Source organism: Wolbachia endosymbiont of Drosophila nikananu (assembly GCF_028981865.1).
Taxonomy (GTDB): Bacteria; Pseudomonadota; Alphaproteobacteria; order Rickettsiales; family Anaplasmataceae; genus Wolbachia; species Wolbachia pipientis_B.
Window position 1 is genome coordinate 1 of record NZ_JAPQLL010000070.1, and the last position, 16735, is coordinate 16735.

The following is a 16735-nucleotide window of genomic DNA, read 5'->3' on the forward strand; positions in this document are numbered from 1 at the left end:
TAAGACGGTAGTATTATAACATACGTAGATAGTCAAGGTACTCAAGCCTATCCTTCGAGACGTTTGAATAGTTGTTTGGGACATATATATGCACCCGTTTACAATCTTAAACTTTAACTAAAACTCTCGAGGTTATTTATGGTTACATCTTATCAAAATTTTATTGGCATTGATATTGGAAAACTTGAATTTGTTACTGCAGTTAATGAACAAAAAGGTGTCATCAAATTTGACAATAGTTGTGTTGGTTGGAAACAATTCTACCAAAAATTTTCAAATATCTTGCCTAACTCCATGGCAATTTTAGAAGCTACAGGAGGTTATGAGCTTGGCTTATTGTATTTTCTTATTGATAGAAACATTGCTGTGCATCGTGCTAATACTCATCAAGTTAAAAACTTCATTCTATCTCATGGAACTTTGGCAAAGTCTTGATGCAAAAGCGCTTGCCCAATATGGTTCTGAGCGGTGTAGACATCTGCAGCTATTTACACCTATCTCAAAAGAACAAACCACCTTGTTTGCACTTTGTCAGCGTCGTGACGATATTACGAAAATGCTTGTTCAAGACAAGAATAGGCTAAAAACTCCTGGAAATGATTACATTAAGGAAAGTTGTCAACAAGCTATTGAATTCCTCAACAACCAGGTAGAAAAGCTTGATCAAGCTATACAAAAAATAGTCAATGAAAATCCTGAATTGCAATGATGCCAAAAAATTCTTGAAACAGTTCCTGGAATAGGTAGAAAAACCTCTCAATGTTTATTGTGTCTCATACCGGAACTTGGTTCTTTAAATAAAAGGCAAATTTCAAGCCTTGCAGGTGTTGCGCTTCATCCTAAGGAAAGTGGTAAAGCTATTGGCTACCGAAGGATTATAGGTGGAAGAAGTAACGTTCGTTCAAAGCTTTTTACAGCAGCCATGGCTGCTGCAAGGTCCAAATCTGCACTTGGTGCCTTTTATTCTAAGCTTATTGAAAGTGGTAAGAAGAAGATGGTGGCTATAACAGCTCTAATGCGAAAAATTATAGTAATTGCTAATGCAAGACTTAAAGAAGCAATTAATTTGCATACTCTTACAACGGTAACTGAAATTGGCTAATGAATATGTGCGTCCACACAGACTTAAAGCACATATTCATTAGCTAAGCAGAAATTGTTGTGACAGCTGTTTGATATAAAATTTTATTTCTATGACACACGGGTTTTTATTGCCCACATGATTGAACAAAGTTACACAAATAAAAAATTTTTAAAAAAACATAGTTGATATCTGGGATCTCATTTTGTAGTTTCCAATTTGCGTCTATTTGCAAATATAATAATTTTACATAAAAATTTAGATCCCAGTGTCACGCACTGGGATGACGAGAAAGGAGCACTGGAATGACATCATAGGGGCTACTCGGATGACACCATTTACAACCATTCCCCTACCCTTTCTAGCTGTTTATAGCTATTAAATCTCAGAAAATATGGAGAGGCAATAAAAGGTGTGGAATTACTTAAATAATTAGATAAAAAACCAGGCATATCATTTTTTAATTCTTGCATTTTGTATCTATAATTTTGTATAGATACAACTTTTATTTTATCATAATCAAGTTTCCAATAAGCAAGTTCTGAGACTTCTCTTTTTGTTATATGTTCTACCGCTAAGGCTTGTAAAATTAATTGCGGAAAAAATCCCGACATTACTTCTTCATTGGAAGGTGGTGTACCAAGCTTATAGTCTATAATTGCCACTTGCCCACTTGGTAGATACTCAACTCTATCACATCTTGCTGTCAGTAAAATTTCTTCTGTCACTCCAATATTTTCAGCGTTATGCACTGAAACGGGAGATATTGGATAGGTAAAACTCTTTTCCAACTCAACATAATTGCTTCGAGTTTCATCAAGTTCGACAAAAGATTGAATTACCCTCTGTAGTCTTATCCACCACATATTTGAAAAATTAAATTGACTAGTTGAGAACATTTCTCGTGCAATACTCATCAGCGACTTTTCGTTGCGTAAATATCTTGCAAGAATGTTATGTACCATAGTGCCAAATTCCAATATCGATGGCTTAAAATTCAAGTCTCTTAATTGTTTAAGGCCCAGTATATATTCAACGTAAAATGAATAAGGATTACGAATTAGCTTTTCTATTGCACTGCAAGACATCACCTGCATTTTTTCTTTTCTAACTTCGGTTTGAGGTTTTGGCATAGGCTGAGTACATGGAACAGTACATTCAGGCGTATTTAATACCCTCAGCCAATCACGATACGGCTGTTTCCCCTCCTTAAGCAGAATTTCCAAACGCTGCAATAGAATTGGTTTTCTATGGCTTAGCGATCTTGTAATATAAACCTTACTTGCGCAAAACAAATTGTGTAAAGTATAAAAAAAATACCCCTGCTCTTCTTGCGCAGAAGGAAGGTTAAATTTTTCTCTCGTAAGTGCATTCAAAAGCGGCCCTTGAAAGCTTGGCGCTTCATTAAATCCAGCGAGTATCACAACTTTGTTGTGATATAAGCTGAATTTATTCAAGTCATTTGCTACAGAAAAAAACTCTTTCTCTAAAAATAAGGTCAGAATTTGGCTATATAACTCTAAGGAGCATTTAATTTCTACACCCTCACATGCATTTGAGAAATTACAGGTAAAATTACCTATTTCATTATTTAACTCTGAAAAATTTATACCAGATAGCATATTAATACACTGCAAATGAGTTGCCACCACATCAGAAATAGGGTAATTTATAGAATCAAGTAAAAGATTAAATACAACATCTAACTTACTGATAATAAGTAATATATCCTCTTCATGCTTTAGCTTTTTATGAGTATTAATAGCTTTTATAATATCGTCAAGACCGTTTATACTAAAGCTACGTAATATCTCTATTTCAAATTCAGATAAAATCCGAGAGTACTCTTCTTGAGTGTAACCAAAAGTCACTAGCCTATGTTTAAGGAGCGAAAGTAATGACACACTGCTCCAATTTGAGGTCAAAACTTCGATACTATAAAGTAGGAGTGTTATATAAGGATAATTTTCCGGTATGGCACTGTGTTGCCTTGATAAACATGCTATACGAGCTGCAAGCAATTTATCAAAGACAACCAAAGAAACGTTTTCATAACCTTCATTCTCTATAATTAATGATGTCACTTGTGCTTCTTCCTCTCTGGAGTCACAAGTGATGACTTCAATATTGCCAATATGTCCATTGCTAACTTTGCTTAGATCGGCAGTTGTATCAAAGACATAATCTAGCTCAGGACTTCCTGTCATCCCAGCCCTCTGATTTTTAGTGTACGAACATTGTAATTTGCAGGTAATTTGAGTAGTAGATGGTGTCATTCCAGTGCTTGACACTGGAATCCAGTTTCTATTGTACAGCCACCTGGTGCGCTCATTTAAAGTTAAGTTTTCTGGATCACAGTGTCTGGGCACTGGAGAACATGCTTCTGGCAGAAAACTTACATCCTCTCTGCCTATACTTAAATAACCTAGCAGATCTTTCAGGCAATATTGATAATGTTTTTTATCAAGTGATTGCCAATCTTTCTCTTTAATTTTCAAATTCAGATTAGGCAAAATTATTTTTCCAAACGGCAGATCATATATAGCCTTAATTAACGACTTATCCTTTCCAATTCCAACAAAGATTATATGTTGGTCTTTTTGTAAAGAGATTATCATATTGTTTATGTAATCACTCTTATGTTCTAATATATCTACTACTCCTAAATCTTTTAAAATTTTATTCCAACTCTCAATGAGTAAGCTTATGAAATTCTCTATTTTTTTTGAATGTTCATCGAATTGATAACAATCCGTTGTTTGGGTAGATTGAAGCAATGATGGCAGGCTATAAGCTAAATCAATAGGGAAATTATCATTATTTTTTCTATTCCACTCCAATATAAATTGAATGAGTAGCAGCATCCTCTTTGTTGGATTGATAACTTTAACTCTATCAAGATTTAATATTAAATCCTCTTCATCAATGTTTTCCAGTGAAACTATCTCTGGCAAAATTATGCATTTTTTAGCGTTATAATTCTTGAACGCACTCAGCAGCGCTATTACATCCCTTTTGCAGGGAAGTATGATCTTTATCTCGGGAATTTTTTCTCTTTCATATTTAGAAAATATGTGCTGAACCAGCACATCAAAAAGGGATTCATCCACATTAACAGTAAAAACTCTTCCCACTAACAGTAACAATTAATACAATATTTTATTATGCAGAAATCACTCAAAATATAAATGTGCTCGCAGTTTCTTATGCTATGATATATTAAAGTCTTTCACAATATTACATGGCAAACATCAGAATAGAAGTTTTAAATAAATGTGAACAAGTTGGCCGCAGAAGGGTAGTTAATGTTTACTTGATTTACATAAGCAAAGAATTACCATCAAAATTATATGAAGAAATTTGTGGGCTATTTTATAATAAAGTCATACAAGACTGCCGTTATTATTCCTACAATGAAAACCTTGAAGAAGTTCAATATAACTTCATAGAACCACAAGCAAAGTGGGGCTTGGAGATAAGCTTTTTACCTGGCATGACCGACAATGTAGGCAACACAGCAAAACAAATTATTACAGAATATTTAATAAGCAAAGGCTATATCGATCCATCTGTCATGCAAATTTCCCCCTCTGTCATTCCAGCGCGTGACGCTGGAATCTATAGATCCCAGTGTCAGGGCACTGGGATGACGGACGAAAGGGCTGGAATGACATCAATTGAGATAAAAGCAAGAAGTTCAAAATTGATTCTAAGTCAAGGGAATTTGCCAACCGAAGATGATATAAAACAAGAGTTCAACCCTATCACTGAGTATTGCACACTTATCTGTAAGAACTATAGCTGTAAATATTATGGTAAATCGAATACCACACCTGATGTCATCCCAGTGCTCCGACACTGGGATCCAGAAAACTTCAAGCAGTTGTATAATGAAAACTGGATTCCAGTGTCAAGCACTGGAATGACATCAGGTAGTAATGGGGCTAAACCTGTTGATTTAAATGTAAGTGACCAAGAGCTTGAAAAAATCAGCAGAGATGGAATCGATGGTAATGGCACTTTAGGGCTCTCGCTGGCAGCAATGAAAGCTATAAAGGATTACTTTAAAAAACTCGGTAGAAATCCATATGATATTGAACTTGAGTCTCTGGCACAGACTTGGTCTGAACATTGTAAACACAATATTTTTTGCTCCCCTATTGATGAAATAAAAGACGGTCTATATGCTCATTATATTAAGCGTGCAACGCGTGAGATAAATTCTGACATATGCGTGTCAGTCTTCTCCGACAACGCAGGAGGAATAATTTTTGATGACGATTACTTGATTGTAGATAAAGTTGAAACTCACAATAGCCCTTCAGCTCTTGATCCGTTTGGTGGAGCAATGACCGGAGTGCTTGGAGTTAATCGTGATATAGTTGGTTTTGGGAAAGGCGCAGAGCCTATAATGAATACCTATTATTTCTGCTTTGCCAAAAAAGCAAAAGGCAAATTTTATAGGGATAAAGAGCGCACTGATGAGATCTTACCGCCAAAATATATAATGAAAGAAGTGATTCACGGTGTTAATGTTGCTGGTAATTGCTCTGGTATTCCAACACAACTTGGATCGGTATATTTTGACGATAGATTTTGTGGAAAGCCGTTAGTCTTTGTTGGCAGCGTAGGAATTATTCCGCGCAGTATAAATAATGTACCTTCACACATCAAAGGACCTAAAAACGGCGATAAAATCGTAATTATTGGTGGAAGAGTTGGAAGGGACGGAATTCACGGTGCAACTTTTTCTTCAGAGGCATTGTCGGGAAACAGCCCTTCAACAATTGTGCAAATTGGTGACCCTATAACACAAAAAAAATTATCCAATGCCGCCTTAGAAGCAAGAGATCTTGGTCTTTATAATGCAATAACGGATAATGGAGCAGGCGGTCTATCATCGTCCATTGGTGAAATGGGAAAAGACGGATTTGAAGTTGATTTGAGCAAGGTTCTCCTTAAAAACGATGGTATGGCTCCGTGGGAAATATGGATATCAGAATCACAAGAGAGAATGACCTTAGCAGTGCCAGAAGAAAATCTTCCTATGTTTAAGCAAACCATGAAAAAACATGATGTGGAGGTTTGTGTGATTGGAGAATTTAACGAAAGAGGTAAAGCTGTCGTTAAATGTCCTGAAGGGAAAGTAATAATGGACATCGAAACTGAATTTCTGCATGATGGTAATCCCAAAGTGCATTTACAGACGAAACTATGGTCTAAGGAGTCTGCTGTATCCTTTCCTGTCATGCAAGTAGCTGACACTGGGATCCAGCAGGTAAAGCCTGCAAACATTTTACGCCAAAACTCATCTAATGGTGGAATTGAATGTGAAATGGATTCCAGTTTGCATGACACCCTTTGCGTGTCAGCTACTTGCATGACATCAAGCCAAGAAACTGAACTAAAAGAAATGCTGAGCAGACCAAACATTTGCAGCAAAGAGTTCATAGTGGTGCAATATGACCATGAGGTTCAAGGATCGTCAATACTGAAACCACTGCAAGGCAAGGGAAGAGTGTGCAGCGAAGCTATCGTCTCAAGGCCAATTCTTTCTTCAAATAAAGGTGTTGTAAAATCGCAAGGATTTGGCTCAAGTTATAGAGAAATTGACACTTATCACATGGCAGCATGTGCGATTGACACTGCCATACGCAACTACGTAGCTGCAGGAGGAAATATAAATCATCTAGCGTTGCTCGATAATTTTTGCTGGTGTGATGCTTATAATCCAGAAAGGCTATGGCAGCTAAAGAGAGCTGCAGAGGCTTGTTACGACTTTGCAACTGCATTTAAAACACCATTCATATCCGGAAAAGACAGTATGTTCAATGACTTCAAGGGATATGATGAAAATGGCGAGAAAGTGATAATCTCTGCACCACCTTCATTACTCATCTCAGCAATTGGAATTATAGAAAATATTGAAAATGCGGTATCGCTTGATGTAAAAATGCCAGGGAACTTGATATATGTGCTTGGTACAACCCACGATGAGCTTGGCAGATCTGAATATCAGTTATATAGTGGAATAGATAATAACAACGTGCCAAAAGTTGATGCAAAGAGCGCTAGGAAGTTGTATGAGCATTACAACCAGGCAATAAAAGATGGCATAATTGCCTCTGCAATCGCACCAAACTTGGGCGGATTAATTATTGCTCTGGCAAAATCGCTAATTGCAGGAGATCTCGGTGCTGAAATTGATCTTTCACTAGTGCCAATAGGAAAAACACAAAATACAGACATAATAAACAAAATAATAATGTTTTCTGAATCGCAAAGTAGAATTTTGGTTACTATTGCACCACAAAATCAGAAGAGGTTTGAAGCGTTGTTTGAAGATGCGGCTTATTCATATATTGGCAAAGTAACAGAGAAAAAGGTGCTAAATATAAAGGATATTATTGAAGTGAAAGTAGAAAGTTTGGCTTATAGTTATAGTTTTTACACGTAAAAGGTTCGATTAGCATCAAAAATTAAAGAATTTCTGAATCAGTTATAATCAAACCTTCTACGATATGGTCAATAAACTTAAGCTATTATATCAAGCGTATACTTATGTTAAATCTATCGAGATATCCATAAGTGGATTCCTCATGGATTCACCATACATATGAAAAAAACCTTGAATAGGTTCGCTTGTTTGAGCAAACTCTAATTCAGCATTTACAGTTCTACTCTGTTCGTTATATTCAGGTTCTCGTACTAAATTTAAGTGTCTAATGTTCATAAAATCGATACCCTCAGGTGCATGAGAAATATGCAAACTATATAGCCCATTAAACTCTTCCTGTTGTCCACGTACGTCTGGACCAATGCTTACATAGTAATTTTTTTCATTAGAATTAGGATCTAAATTTTTCTTTGAAATTATACTATAGTATTTATAATCTTTACCTTGAAGTTCACCCTCATGAACTTTGTAATCGGTTACTTTTTTAAACTGTATCTTATTGCTCATAGATTCCTCTTTGTAATTTGAATAAAATAATATTCAACATGCATATAGTAAAAATTTTCTTAAGTATTAAGAACATTACAAAAGTAGATAAAAGATTGAGAAAATAGTTATGCCAGCTAAAATATTTTTTTGATTATGCTAAATAACTCTTTCACTATGTGCAATATTTACTTAAAATAAATGTATGTCATTAAATTTGGGTAGGTAGTTATGTCTATTTTATCGATACTCCTGTTTATCAGTCTTTCTTTACTCAACACTTCAAATAAATTAATGATATGTGCTGCCTTATTTGTGGGAGCTGCTTTAGTTATAAATTCAATGGTTGAATTTTATGGCAAAAGCAAAGCTACGTACAGCTTAATAGTGTGTACAGCGCTATGTTATGTTTTTAAATGGCAAATTTTTAATTTGATGATATTGATTTCATATGCTGCAATTTTAGTCTCTCTTCTCTCAAGCATAATTATTTTTGAAAAATTGAAGTCCAAGTTGAATTTGCATATGGCAAATTTCATTACTTTAATTATAGCATCAGTTGTTGATAGTGCTGTTGTATGTGTTGGATTACTATACAAATTTTCTGCAGGTAAATGCTTATCAATATATATTAGAGATCTAATTTTTAAGTTTTCTTATGCGTCAGTATTGAGCATCTGCTTGTTTGTAGGAATGTATTTATTTTGTTTGGCGAACAAGAAGTATTTTAAGATTTCCACATAACCTGTTTTCTGATATAGCTGACCTGACTTTGGGTCCTGGGGATGTATTTGGTGCGTAACAACAGTTTAGAGTTTATAGGTAGCCTAAACCCACAACTGTACAAACATTATGATTTGAGCCTATCAGGGGGGTGTCATTCCAGTCTGGGATCCAAAAATTTTGCTTATAACTGAGCTGATGAGCTAAAGGTAGTTGTCTTACGCTAAAACAAACGTTTTTAATTAAGTTGCATAGAAGCTGGATTCCAGACTGGAATGACACCATTTGCTGTCTTCAAAAATGAATGTTCGTACAGTTGTGTGCTTGACACTGGGATGACATCATAGGAGCACTGGTCTACTTAACCGTCATACCGTCGCGGTATCTCAGCCGCTAACAAGTAGCGGAATGACGATTTATCAAACGCTGCCTAATTTTCCGTAACAGTTGAAAAATCAATAGAAAATCAACATATCACTGTAAATTCATGTATTTTAAGGCTATAATGGCTAAAATACGTTATATAGTATAATATGGACGATTTTATAAGAGTTAAGGGTGCAAGGGAACATAATCTGCAAGGTGTAGATGTCAATATACCGAAAAATAAGCTAGTTGTTATAACTGGGTTAAGTGGTTCTGGTAAATCTAGTCTTGCGTTTGATACGATTTATGCAGAAGGCCAACGCCGGTATGTTGAAAGCCTATCAGCTTACGCGCGTCAATTTCTCAATATTCAGGATAAACCAGATGTTGAGTCGATTACAGGTCTCTCTCCTGCAATATCCATTAATCAGAAATCAATCTCAAAAAACCCAAGGTCGACGGTTGGAACTGTTACCGAAATTTACGATTACTTGCGCTTAGTGTATGCACGAATAGGAGTTCCTTATTCACCTGCAACTGGATTACCGATAACAAAGCAAACTGTATCTCAAATTGTAGATACTATAATTGCGTTACCTTTAGAAACTAAAATATATATACTTGCCCCTGTTGTGCGTGGTAGAAAGGGAGAACATCTCAAAGAGATATTGGAAATTAAAAGACAAGGTTACGTAAGGTTCAAAATAGATGGTGAAGTGTACAATGTAGATGATTTTCCTAAACTTGATAAGAATAAGAAACACGACATTTTTGTGGTTGCAGATAGAATATCAATATTGGATGATATAGGAAATCGACTACCAAGTAGTATAGAATTCGCACTAAAACTTGGTCATGGTTTAATGTATGTAGAAGTAGTGAACCTACCTGACAACCATAATTCTGAGTATAACAATGGTCAAATTCTGACTTTTTCAGAGAATTTTGCATGCCCCGAGTCTGGTTTCACTCTTGAAGAAATAGAACCAAGATTATTTTCTTTTAATAGCCCTTACGGTGCATGTGGTTCGTGTAATGGGCTTGGTAAAAAGCTGGCTATTGATGTAAAGCTGATAGTGCCAGATGAAACGCTCTCAATATCTGAAGGTGCTTTAAAGCCAGTAGGGCAAACAGCACGCCAAATGTACACAAGTTATGGATTTCTAAAAAATGCAATTCTATCACTGGCTGAAAACTACAAATTTAGCCTTGATATTCCATGGAAGAACATAGATCAAGAAATAAAAGATATGATACTCTTTGGCTCCGATAAATTTCAAGGTTTGGTCAGTATCCTAGAACATCAGATGGATTATGATGAAACACTTGTCGAGCGATATTGCTCTGTTACTCACTGCAGAGAATGTACTGGCTATAGATTGAAAAAAGAAGCACTTACAGTAAAAATTGATAGCAACCATATAGGTGAAATATCAGGGCTCAGCATCGATAAATCCCTTAAGTGGTTTGAAAATTTGCCAGACAAGCTCACAGAACAACAGAAGCAAATCTCAAATAAAATACTAAGTGAAATAATCAAGAGGCTAACATTTTTAAAGAATGTAGGGTTGAATTACCTAACGCTCGATCGAGAATCTAGCACTCTCTCTGGCGGTGAGAGTCAGAGGATCAGACTTGCTTCGCAAATTGGCTCTGGTTTAACAGGAGTGCTGTATGTGCTTGATGAACCCTCGATAGGACTTCATCAATGCGATAATGATCGGTTAATTGCTACACTGAAAAACTTGAGAGACATGGGTAACACTGTAATCGTTGTTGAGCATGATGAAGATACAATAATGGCTGCTGATTATGCAATTGATATTGGTCCTGGAGCTGGTGTAAATGGTGGAAAAGTTGTTGCAGAAGGAACACCAGACCAGGTGCAAGGAAATTCAGGGAGCATAACAGGGCAATATTTGAGTGGAGAGAAAAAAATTTTAATTCCAAGGAGAAGAAAGCAAGCAACTCAGTTCATAAAAGTAATAAATGCATGTGAAAATAACTTAAAAAATGTGAACGTTAAATTTCCTATAGGGAATCTTATTTGTGTTACTGGAATATCAGGAGGGGGAAAATCAAGTTTAGTCATAGAAACGTTATATAAATATTCAGCACATAAGATACATCATTCGTCTGCACGGTATGGTCGGTGTGATAGAATAGAAGGCCTTGAATATATAGATAAAGTTATAGAAGTTGATCAGTCGCCAATTGGTAGAACTCCTGCGTCAAATCCAGCAACATATGTCGGTATGTTTACTCATATAAGAAATTGGTTTGCAGGTCTTTCGGAGTCAAAAGCAAGGGGATATAATATAGGTCGATTTTCATTTAATACCAGAGGGGGAAGGTGTGAGGCTTGTAAAGGTGATGGGCACTTAAAGATAGAGATGCATTTTCTACCGGACGTTTATGTGAAGTGTGAGCAGTGTAAAGGGCGAAGGTATAATCGTGAAACATTGGAAGTTACTTATAAAGGAAAATCAATCTCTGATGTGCTTGATATGACGATAGATCAGGCTTGTGATTTTTTTGAAAACCTTCCAATGGTAAAAGAAAAGTTGGTTTCTTTGCAGGAAGTTGGGCTTGGCTATATAAAACTCGGGCAGTCGTCAACAACGTTGTCTGGGGGTGAAGCACAACGAATAAAGCTGTCTAAAGAGCTATCAAAACGATTTACCGGAAGAACATTGTATATTCTTGATGAGCCAACAACTGGATTACACTTTGAAGATATAAATAACTTACTAAAAATACTTCATAGATTAGTCGATCTGGGAAACACTGTTATAGTTATCGAGCATAATTTGCATGTTATCAAAACTGCAGATTATATAATAGACATCGGACCAGAGGGCGGAATAAAAGGCGGAGAAGTGATTGCTACTGGAACTCCAGAAGAAGTGGCAAAAATTCCAGAGAGTGTTACAGGCAGGCATCTTAAAACATATTTATTATAAACTATTTCTTAATTATATTAGGCTAGGTTGCATATTTATGATTTGGAGATAAGAATGTCAGTATATCAATACTTTAGAAGGTACGTTGAATATGGAGTTGTACCTGCTAAGAGAGCAGAAGATTCACACTAGTTCCAGAAAATAGTTTCTATAAGTCTGTACATTATGTTGATAATGTATTAGGCCCTGTGGAAGATGTAATTTGTGGAGCTGGAAGTAAAGACGATTATAACAAGTATTATAAAAACAATGATAAACGTGGGTTACAGGGCAGAGAAAATGTATTCATTGTGTGCACTTGGTGCTATTTTAGCAGCCAGCATAATATTGCAACCTTTATTTTTGATGGTAGCATATTTGTCATACTTTCCAGCCAAGTTATTGTCAAAAATAACAGGGGACTATTGTTTAAAAGCAAGTACAAAATCATTAGTTGATCATTCAAATGCATTTTTAAGTGCTGGGCAAGATTGTGCTAGTGCAGTAGCTGAAGTATTTAACAAGATTGTAAGTTATGCTTGCGCTGCTATCATTTAGGCTGCCGCGTCAATCATAATGTCACTTGTGTGGGCTTGTGACAAAGTGCAAAGTAAGTTGAGTGAAATACAGGAGCCAGAGCTTTTGTCTCATCGGAGTGATTCGAAGACTACTTTAGTCAATGGCATATCGCAAACTGAGTTATAAGTTCTGCTTTTTCAGCAGTGGCTAAGTTTGAATTACATTGAGATGAAATAAAAAGTGAAAGCACAAGTTACTTTAGCTATACTATATGAATTATCTTATAATATATTTAATTAATTCATGAGTTGTGAACTTTCTCTTACTAAAAAAAGCTACAAATCTTATATTTCCGAACGTATGCGTAAGTTGCGAATATATCATTGATGAAAATCTTAATCTATGTAGTGAATGCAACAAAAAAATCAATTTTCTAACTAAGCATTACTGCAATGTTTGTGGCGTAGTAATCTCAGACAATATTCATACGTGTGGTAAGTGCATCATCAATCCTCCACCGTTTAAAGTATTAAGATCAGTTTTTGCTTATGATCAACATAGTAAAAACATGATTATAAATTTCAAAATTTTTTATAATTTGAATTACGTAAAAATCTATGCAAAGTGGATACACCAAGCTAATCGGGATACGTTTCAGAACGCAGAAGTCATAATTCCTATACCGTTACATAAAATGCGCTTGTTTAAACGTAAATATAATCAAGCAGCATTGCTTGCAAAAGAGTTGAGTAAGTTGTCCAATTTATCCTATACGCCATTTGCAATAAAACGTCTTCGCCATACTGTGCCTCAAGCTGGTCTTTCACTTAAACAGCGTGAAAAAAACTTAAAGAAGGCTTTTAAAACAAGCAACAAAGAAATTATCAAAAATAAAATCGTGATATTAGTTGATGATGTTGTAACAACCGGAGCAACTGTAAGATCTTGCTCTCAAGAAATTTTAAACTCCGGTGCAAAAGAAGTGAGAGTGCTATCGCTTGCAAGAACGGTGAATGATTGTGAAAATCAGCATGTTAAAACGTGATTTTTAATAACCTCAACATCACTAAACTCAAAGGTTTGATTCCCTATGATTTGAAATCTTTCGTGCCCCTTTCCTGCAACTAGCAGAATCATACCCTCGTTATAGGCAATATCTACTCCTTTCTCTATAGCTTCCCTTCTATCTTCTATCTCTAGCGCATCAGGGCAATGTAGTAAAATACCACGACGAATTTCTGCAGGACTCTCATCACGCGGATTGTCATCAGTGATTATCACTCTGTCTGCATACATTTGTGCTACTTTACCCATTTCTGCGCGTTTTGTTTGATCACGATTGCCACCACAACCAAAAACTAGAATTATTTTTTTATTGAAGTGCCATTTTAAAGACAATAGGGCTTGTTTAAGCGCACTTGGAGTATGAGCGTAATCCACAAATGCAAAAGGTTTCACTTTTTCCATTCTTCCTGGTGGAGAAACGAGTTTTTCTACGCATATTTCTCTGTAATTCAGTCTAGACGAGGTAACTATACCCATTGCACACAACAGATTATATGCTTGGAATTGCCCCAGAACCGGAAAAAACATGTCATAAATTTCATCGCCAATTTTAATTGTAAAATGTTGACCGTTTGGTGCTGGTGTTTGCTTTAACAAAGTAATATCAGAGCCTTTTTTCCCATAGGTGATAACTTTGTTGCTGCGTTTTTCAGCTATTTTAAGCAATGCGCCGTATTCATCTATATCCGCATTTAAAATCGCTGTTTTTCCTTCTGGTAATACCTCGTAAAACAACCTTTTTTTAGTTTCTAAATATTCACCAAGATTTTTATGGTAATCTAAATGATCTTGCGAAAAATTAGTAAAAGCTGCAGCACTCAACTTTAATCCATGGATTCTATATTGATCAATCCCATGACTTGATGATTCCAACACTAAGCGTTTTACATTTGTACCACGCAACGTTGCGTAAAGGTCATCTGCACCTGGAGTGGTAAGACTGTTGCTATTACCTTTTCTACCATTATTGATGCATGTTCCAAGTGTTCCAATAGACGCAGCATTATAGCCAGCATTCTGCCAGATCTGACGGCAAAATTCTACTACTGAAGTTTTACCATTCGTACCCGTTACAGCAGCAACATATTTGGGCTGTTTGAATTGATAAAACCTGCTGACTATTTCGCTGTATATTTCTTGAGGGTTGGGGTGGTCAAGCACTGCAAAACTCGGAGTATTTGTCATTCCAGTGCTTGACACTGGAATCCAGTTTTTATTATGCAATTGCTTAGTGTGTTCATTTGCAATTAAATTTTCTGGATCCAAGTAGTCAAGCACTGGGATGACATCTTTTTTGGTTCCTTGTATGACAACGTCTACACAGTCGTGTGCGTGATACCGGGATCCAGTAGGAAGAATCTGGACACGTGCTGGTTTTCTAGATTCCAGCGTCATGAGCTGAGCAGATACACAAACGAAAAGATAACCTTCCTTGACTCTCTTGGGATTACATGTAACGCCCTTGATTTCAACGTCAAAGTTAACATCAACAATATCATGCAGTAATTCTCTCAGTTTCATGTTCTACTTCATCGTTTTGAAAGTCTAAGCATGATAACCTTTTTAGTGCATCATTAAGGTCAAAGATTAAATCTTCAGGATCTTCCAGTCCACAAAATATCCGTATAAAACTTCCACCATAATCTGAATTCATTACAGATCTTGACATAGATCTACGATCTATTGGTAATATTAAACTATCGCACCCTCCCCAAGAAGCACCGATACTAAAAACTTTCATATGATCAACCATGCAGCTTAGTTCTTCACATGAATATTCTCTATCTAGTGCTATACTGAATGTGCCGCTTGCTCCTTTGAAGTAACTTTTCCATAATTCGTGTTGAGGATGGGAGGGAAGTGCTGGATACAAAACTTTTTTGATTTTTGAATGTTTTTCTAGCCACTTTGCCACTTCCATTGCTGTATTCTGGTGCCTTTTCATACGTGTGTGCAGTGTTCTTAGTCCCCTGTGTGCAAGGTAGCAGTCGTGCGATTGAATGGTTACTCCATAATTTTTATAGCTCTCATAAAGCAATTTAAAAATTTCACCTTCAGCAATAATAGCCCCCATCAATAAGTCTGAGTGACCGGCTAGATACTTTGTCACCGCACATAGTGCAACATCAATTCCATAATCAAGCGGCTTAAATAACAAAGGAGTGGCCCATGAATTGTCGCAAACGGTTACGATTCCACGTTCTTTAGCAACTTTTACTATATGCTCTACATTCGAAATCTCAAACGCTACAGAACCAGGAGTCTCGATCATTATCAATGAAGTATTACTCTGAATTAAATCAGTTATATCCTGTGTTGGATCATAAAAAGTTACTTCTATTCCTCTTTTTGGTAGCTCATTTTCGGCAAATCTCTTAAGTCGGTAATAACTATTATCTTGTATCAAGACATGCGAACCCGCTTTAGTGAAAGTCAAAATAGCAAAAGTAAGTGCAAATAGTCCGGAAGGATAAATAAGCGCTTGTCCACTCCCTTCAATTTCAGCAAGTGCATTTGAAAGATAATGAACAGTAGGAGTACCAACATTACTGTAGCTATAATCCCTTGCAACACCATCGTTGATTACATCGTATATACTTTCTCCATTTGCTGCATTTAAGTAGTCCTTGTAAGTAGGAAATAATATGGTAGAAGAATGATAAACTGGCGGGTTCATAGAACCTTTATAGTCATTAAATTTTCTTCCTGCTTTAACTAATATAGACTCTTCCTTCACATTTTTATTATTTATTTTTTAAATTGTACTCATTTTGCGTATACAAGTGAAGAGAAACTGCATGTATTAGCTCTATCTCACCCTTCAATAACTCATAAATCAACTTATGTCTTTTTAGAATGCTCATTCCAATAAAGCCGTCAGATATTAATATTAATTCAATGTGCGAAGGTAATGTTGAAGATGAAGCAAAATAATGATCGGCATGCTTTACTGATTCATCGATAATGTTGATATCAATTACATCTATCGAATCGCGTATTTTTTCTTCTATTGTTTTAATAATATCCATAATGGTTTCTTTAAGCAACAATATACTCCTCTTGTCATCCAAGTAGCTGACACTGGGATGACAGGAA

10 protein-coding genes and 1 pseudogene are annotated in these 16735 nt (G+C 36.0%); 6 read left to right on the forward strand and 5 right to left on the reverse strand.

The features are described from left to right. Nucleotides 1-138: 138 nt before the first annotated feature. Nucleotides 139-1102, forward strand: a pseudogene (locus OZD67_RS05265) (IS110 family transposase). 317 nt (nt 1103-1419) lie between these two features. Here OZD67_RS05265 and OZD67_RS05270 read toward each other — a convergent pair. Then, nucleotides 1420-4215 carry a PD-(D/E)XK nuclease family protein gene (locus OZD67_RS05270; protein ID WP_182183440.1) on the reverse strand — a complete coding sequence of 932 codons (2796 nt, stop codon included), beginning with the start codon at nt 4213-4215 and terminating at the stop codon, nt 1420-1422. 107 nt (nt 4216-4322) lie between these two features. Between OZD67_RS05270 and OZD67_RS05275 the strand changes: the two genes are divergently transcribed. Then, nucleotides 4323-7538, forward strand: coding sequence for an AIR synthase-related protein (locus OZD67_RS05275; RefSeq protein WP_182183438.1), 3216 nt, complete (start codon nt 4323-4325; stop codon nt 7536-7538). A gap of 102 nt (nt 7539-7640) precedes the next feature. Here OZD67_RS05275 and OZD67_RS05280 read toward each other — a convergent pair whose 3' ends face one another. After that, entirely contained in the window at nt 7641-8045 is a 405-nt protein-coding gene (locus OZD67_RS05280) for a hypothetical protein (RefSeq protein ID WP_182183437.1), read from the reverse strand. A 210-nt stretch (nt 8046-8255) separates the two neighbouring features. Between OZD67_RS05280 and OZD67_RS05285 the strand changes: the two genes are divergently transcribed. The 4 genes from OZD67_RS05285 to OZD67_RS05300 all read left to right on the forward strand — a co-directional run bounded on the left by OZD67_RS05285 (nt 8256) and on the right by OZD67_RS05300 (nt 13619). Next, on the forward strand, nt 8256-8768 hold the full coding sequence (locus OZD67_RS05285) for a hypothetical protein (protein ID WP_182183435.1): 513 nt from the start codon (nt 8256-8258) through the stop codon (nt 8766-8768). Between the two features lie 512 nt (nt 8769-9280). Continuing rightward, on the forward strand, nt 9281-12076 hold the full coding sequence (gene uvrA, locus OZD67_RS05290; protein WP_182183434.1) for an excinuclease ABC subunit UvrA: 2796 nt from the start codon (nt 9281-9283) through the stop codon (nt 12074-12076). A 249-nt stretch (nt 12077-12325) separates the two neighbouring features. Then, nucleotides 12326-12613, forward strand: coding sequence for a hypothetical protein (locus tag OZD67_RS05295; protein WP_274999751.1), 288 nt, complete (start codon nt 12326-12328; stop codon nt 12611-12613). A 271-nt stretch (nt 12614-12884) separates the two neighbouring features. Continuing rightward, nucleotides 12885-13619: a ComF family protein gene (locus OZD67_RS05300; protein WP_182183432.1), complete on the forward strand. Its 735-nt coding sequence runs from the start codon at nt 12885-12887 to the stop codon at nt 13617-13619. Here OZD67_RS05300 and OZD67_RS05305 read toward each other — a convergent pair. Genes OZD67_RS05305 through OZD67_RS05315 form a run of 3 tightly spaced genes read right to left on the reverse strand, consistent with a single transcriptional unit; the run spans nt 13601 to nt 16668 of the window. Continuing rightward, nucleotides 13601-15160, reverse strand: a complete 1560-nt coding sequence (locus tag OZD67_RS05305; protein WP_182183430.1) for a Mur ligase family protein — start codon at nt 15158-15160, stop codon at nt 13601-13603. The two genes, OZD67_RS05300 and OZD67_RS05305, sit on opposite strands and share 19 nt — an antisense overlap. Beyond that, nucleotides 15135-16376, reverse strand: a complete 1242-nt coding sequence (metC, locus tag OZD67_RS05310) for a cystathionine beta-lyase (protein ID WP_182183429.1) — start codon at nt 16374-16376, stop codon at nt 15135-15137. The genes OZD67_RS05305 and metC overlap by 26 nt, the downstream gene beginning before the upstream one ends. Nucleotides 16377-16383: 7 nt before the next feature. Continuing rightward, a complete protein-coding gene (locus tag OZD67_RS05315) occupies nt 16384-16668 on the reverse strand; it encodes a BolA family protein (protein ID WP_182184082.1) in 285 nt (94 codons plus the stop codon). Nucleotides 16669-16735: the final 67 nt, after the last annotated feature.

Coding starts and splice junctions, on each gene's coding strand:
- OZD67_RS05295 (WP_274999751.1), top strand. CDS start 12,326: ATGATAAACGTGGGTTACAGGGCAGAGAAAATGTATTCATTGTGTGCA.
- OZD67_RS05305 (WP_182183430.1), bottom strand. CDS start 15,160: ATGAAACTGAGAGAATTACTGCATGATATTGTTGATGTTAACTTTGAC.
- OZD67_RS05280 (WP_182183437.1), bottom strand. CDS start 8,045: ATGAGCAATAAGATACAGTTTAAAAAAGTAACCGATTACAAAGTTCAT.
- OZD67_RS05275 (WP_182183438.1), top strand. CDS start 4,323: ATGGCAAACATCAGAATAGAAGTTTTAAATAAATGTGAACAAGTTGGC.
- OZD67_RS05315 (WP_182184082.1), bottom strand. CDS start 16,668: ATGGATATTATTAAAACAATAGAAGAAAAAATACGCGATTCGATAGAT.
- uvrA (WP_182183434.1), top strand. CDS start 9,281: ATGGACGATTTTATAAGAGTTAAGGGTGCAAGGGAACATAATCTGCAA.
- OZD67_RS05285 (WP_182183435.1), top strand. CDS start 8,256: ATGTCTATTTTATCGATACTCCTGTTTATCAGTCTTTCTTTACTCAAC.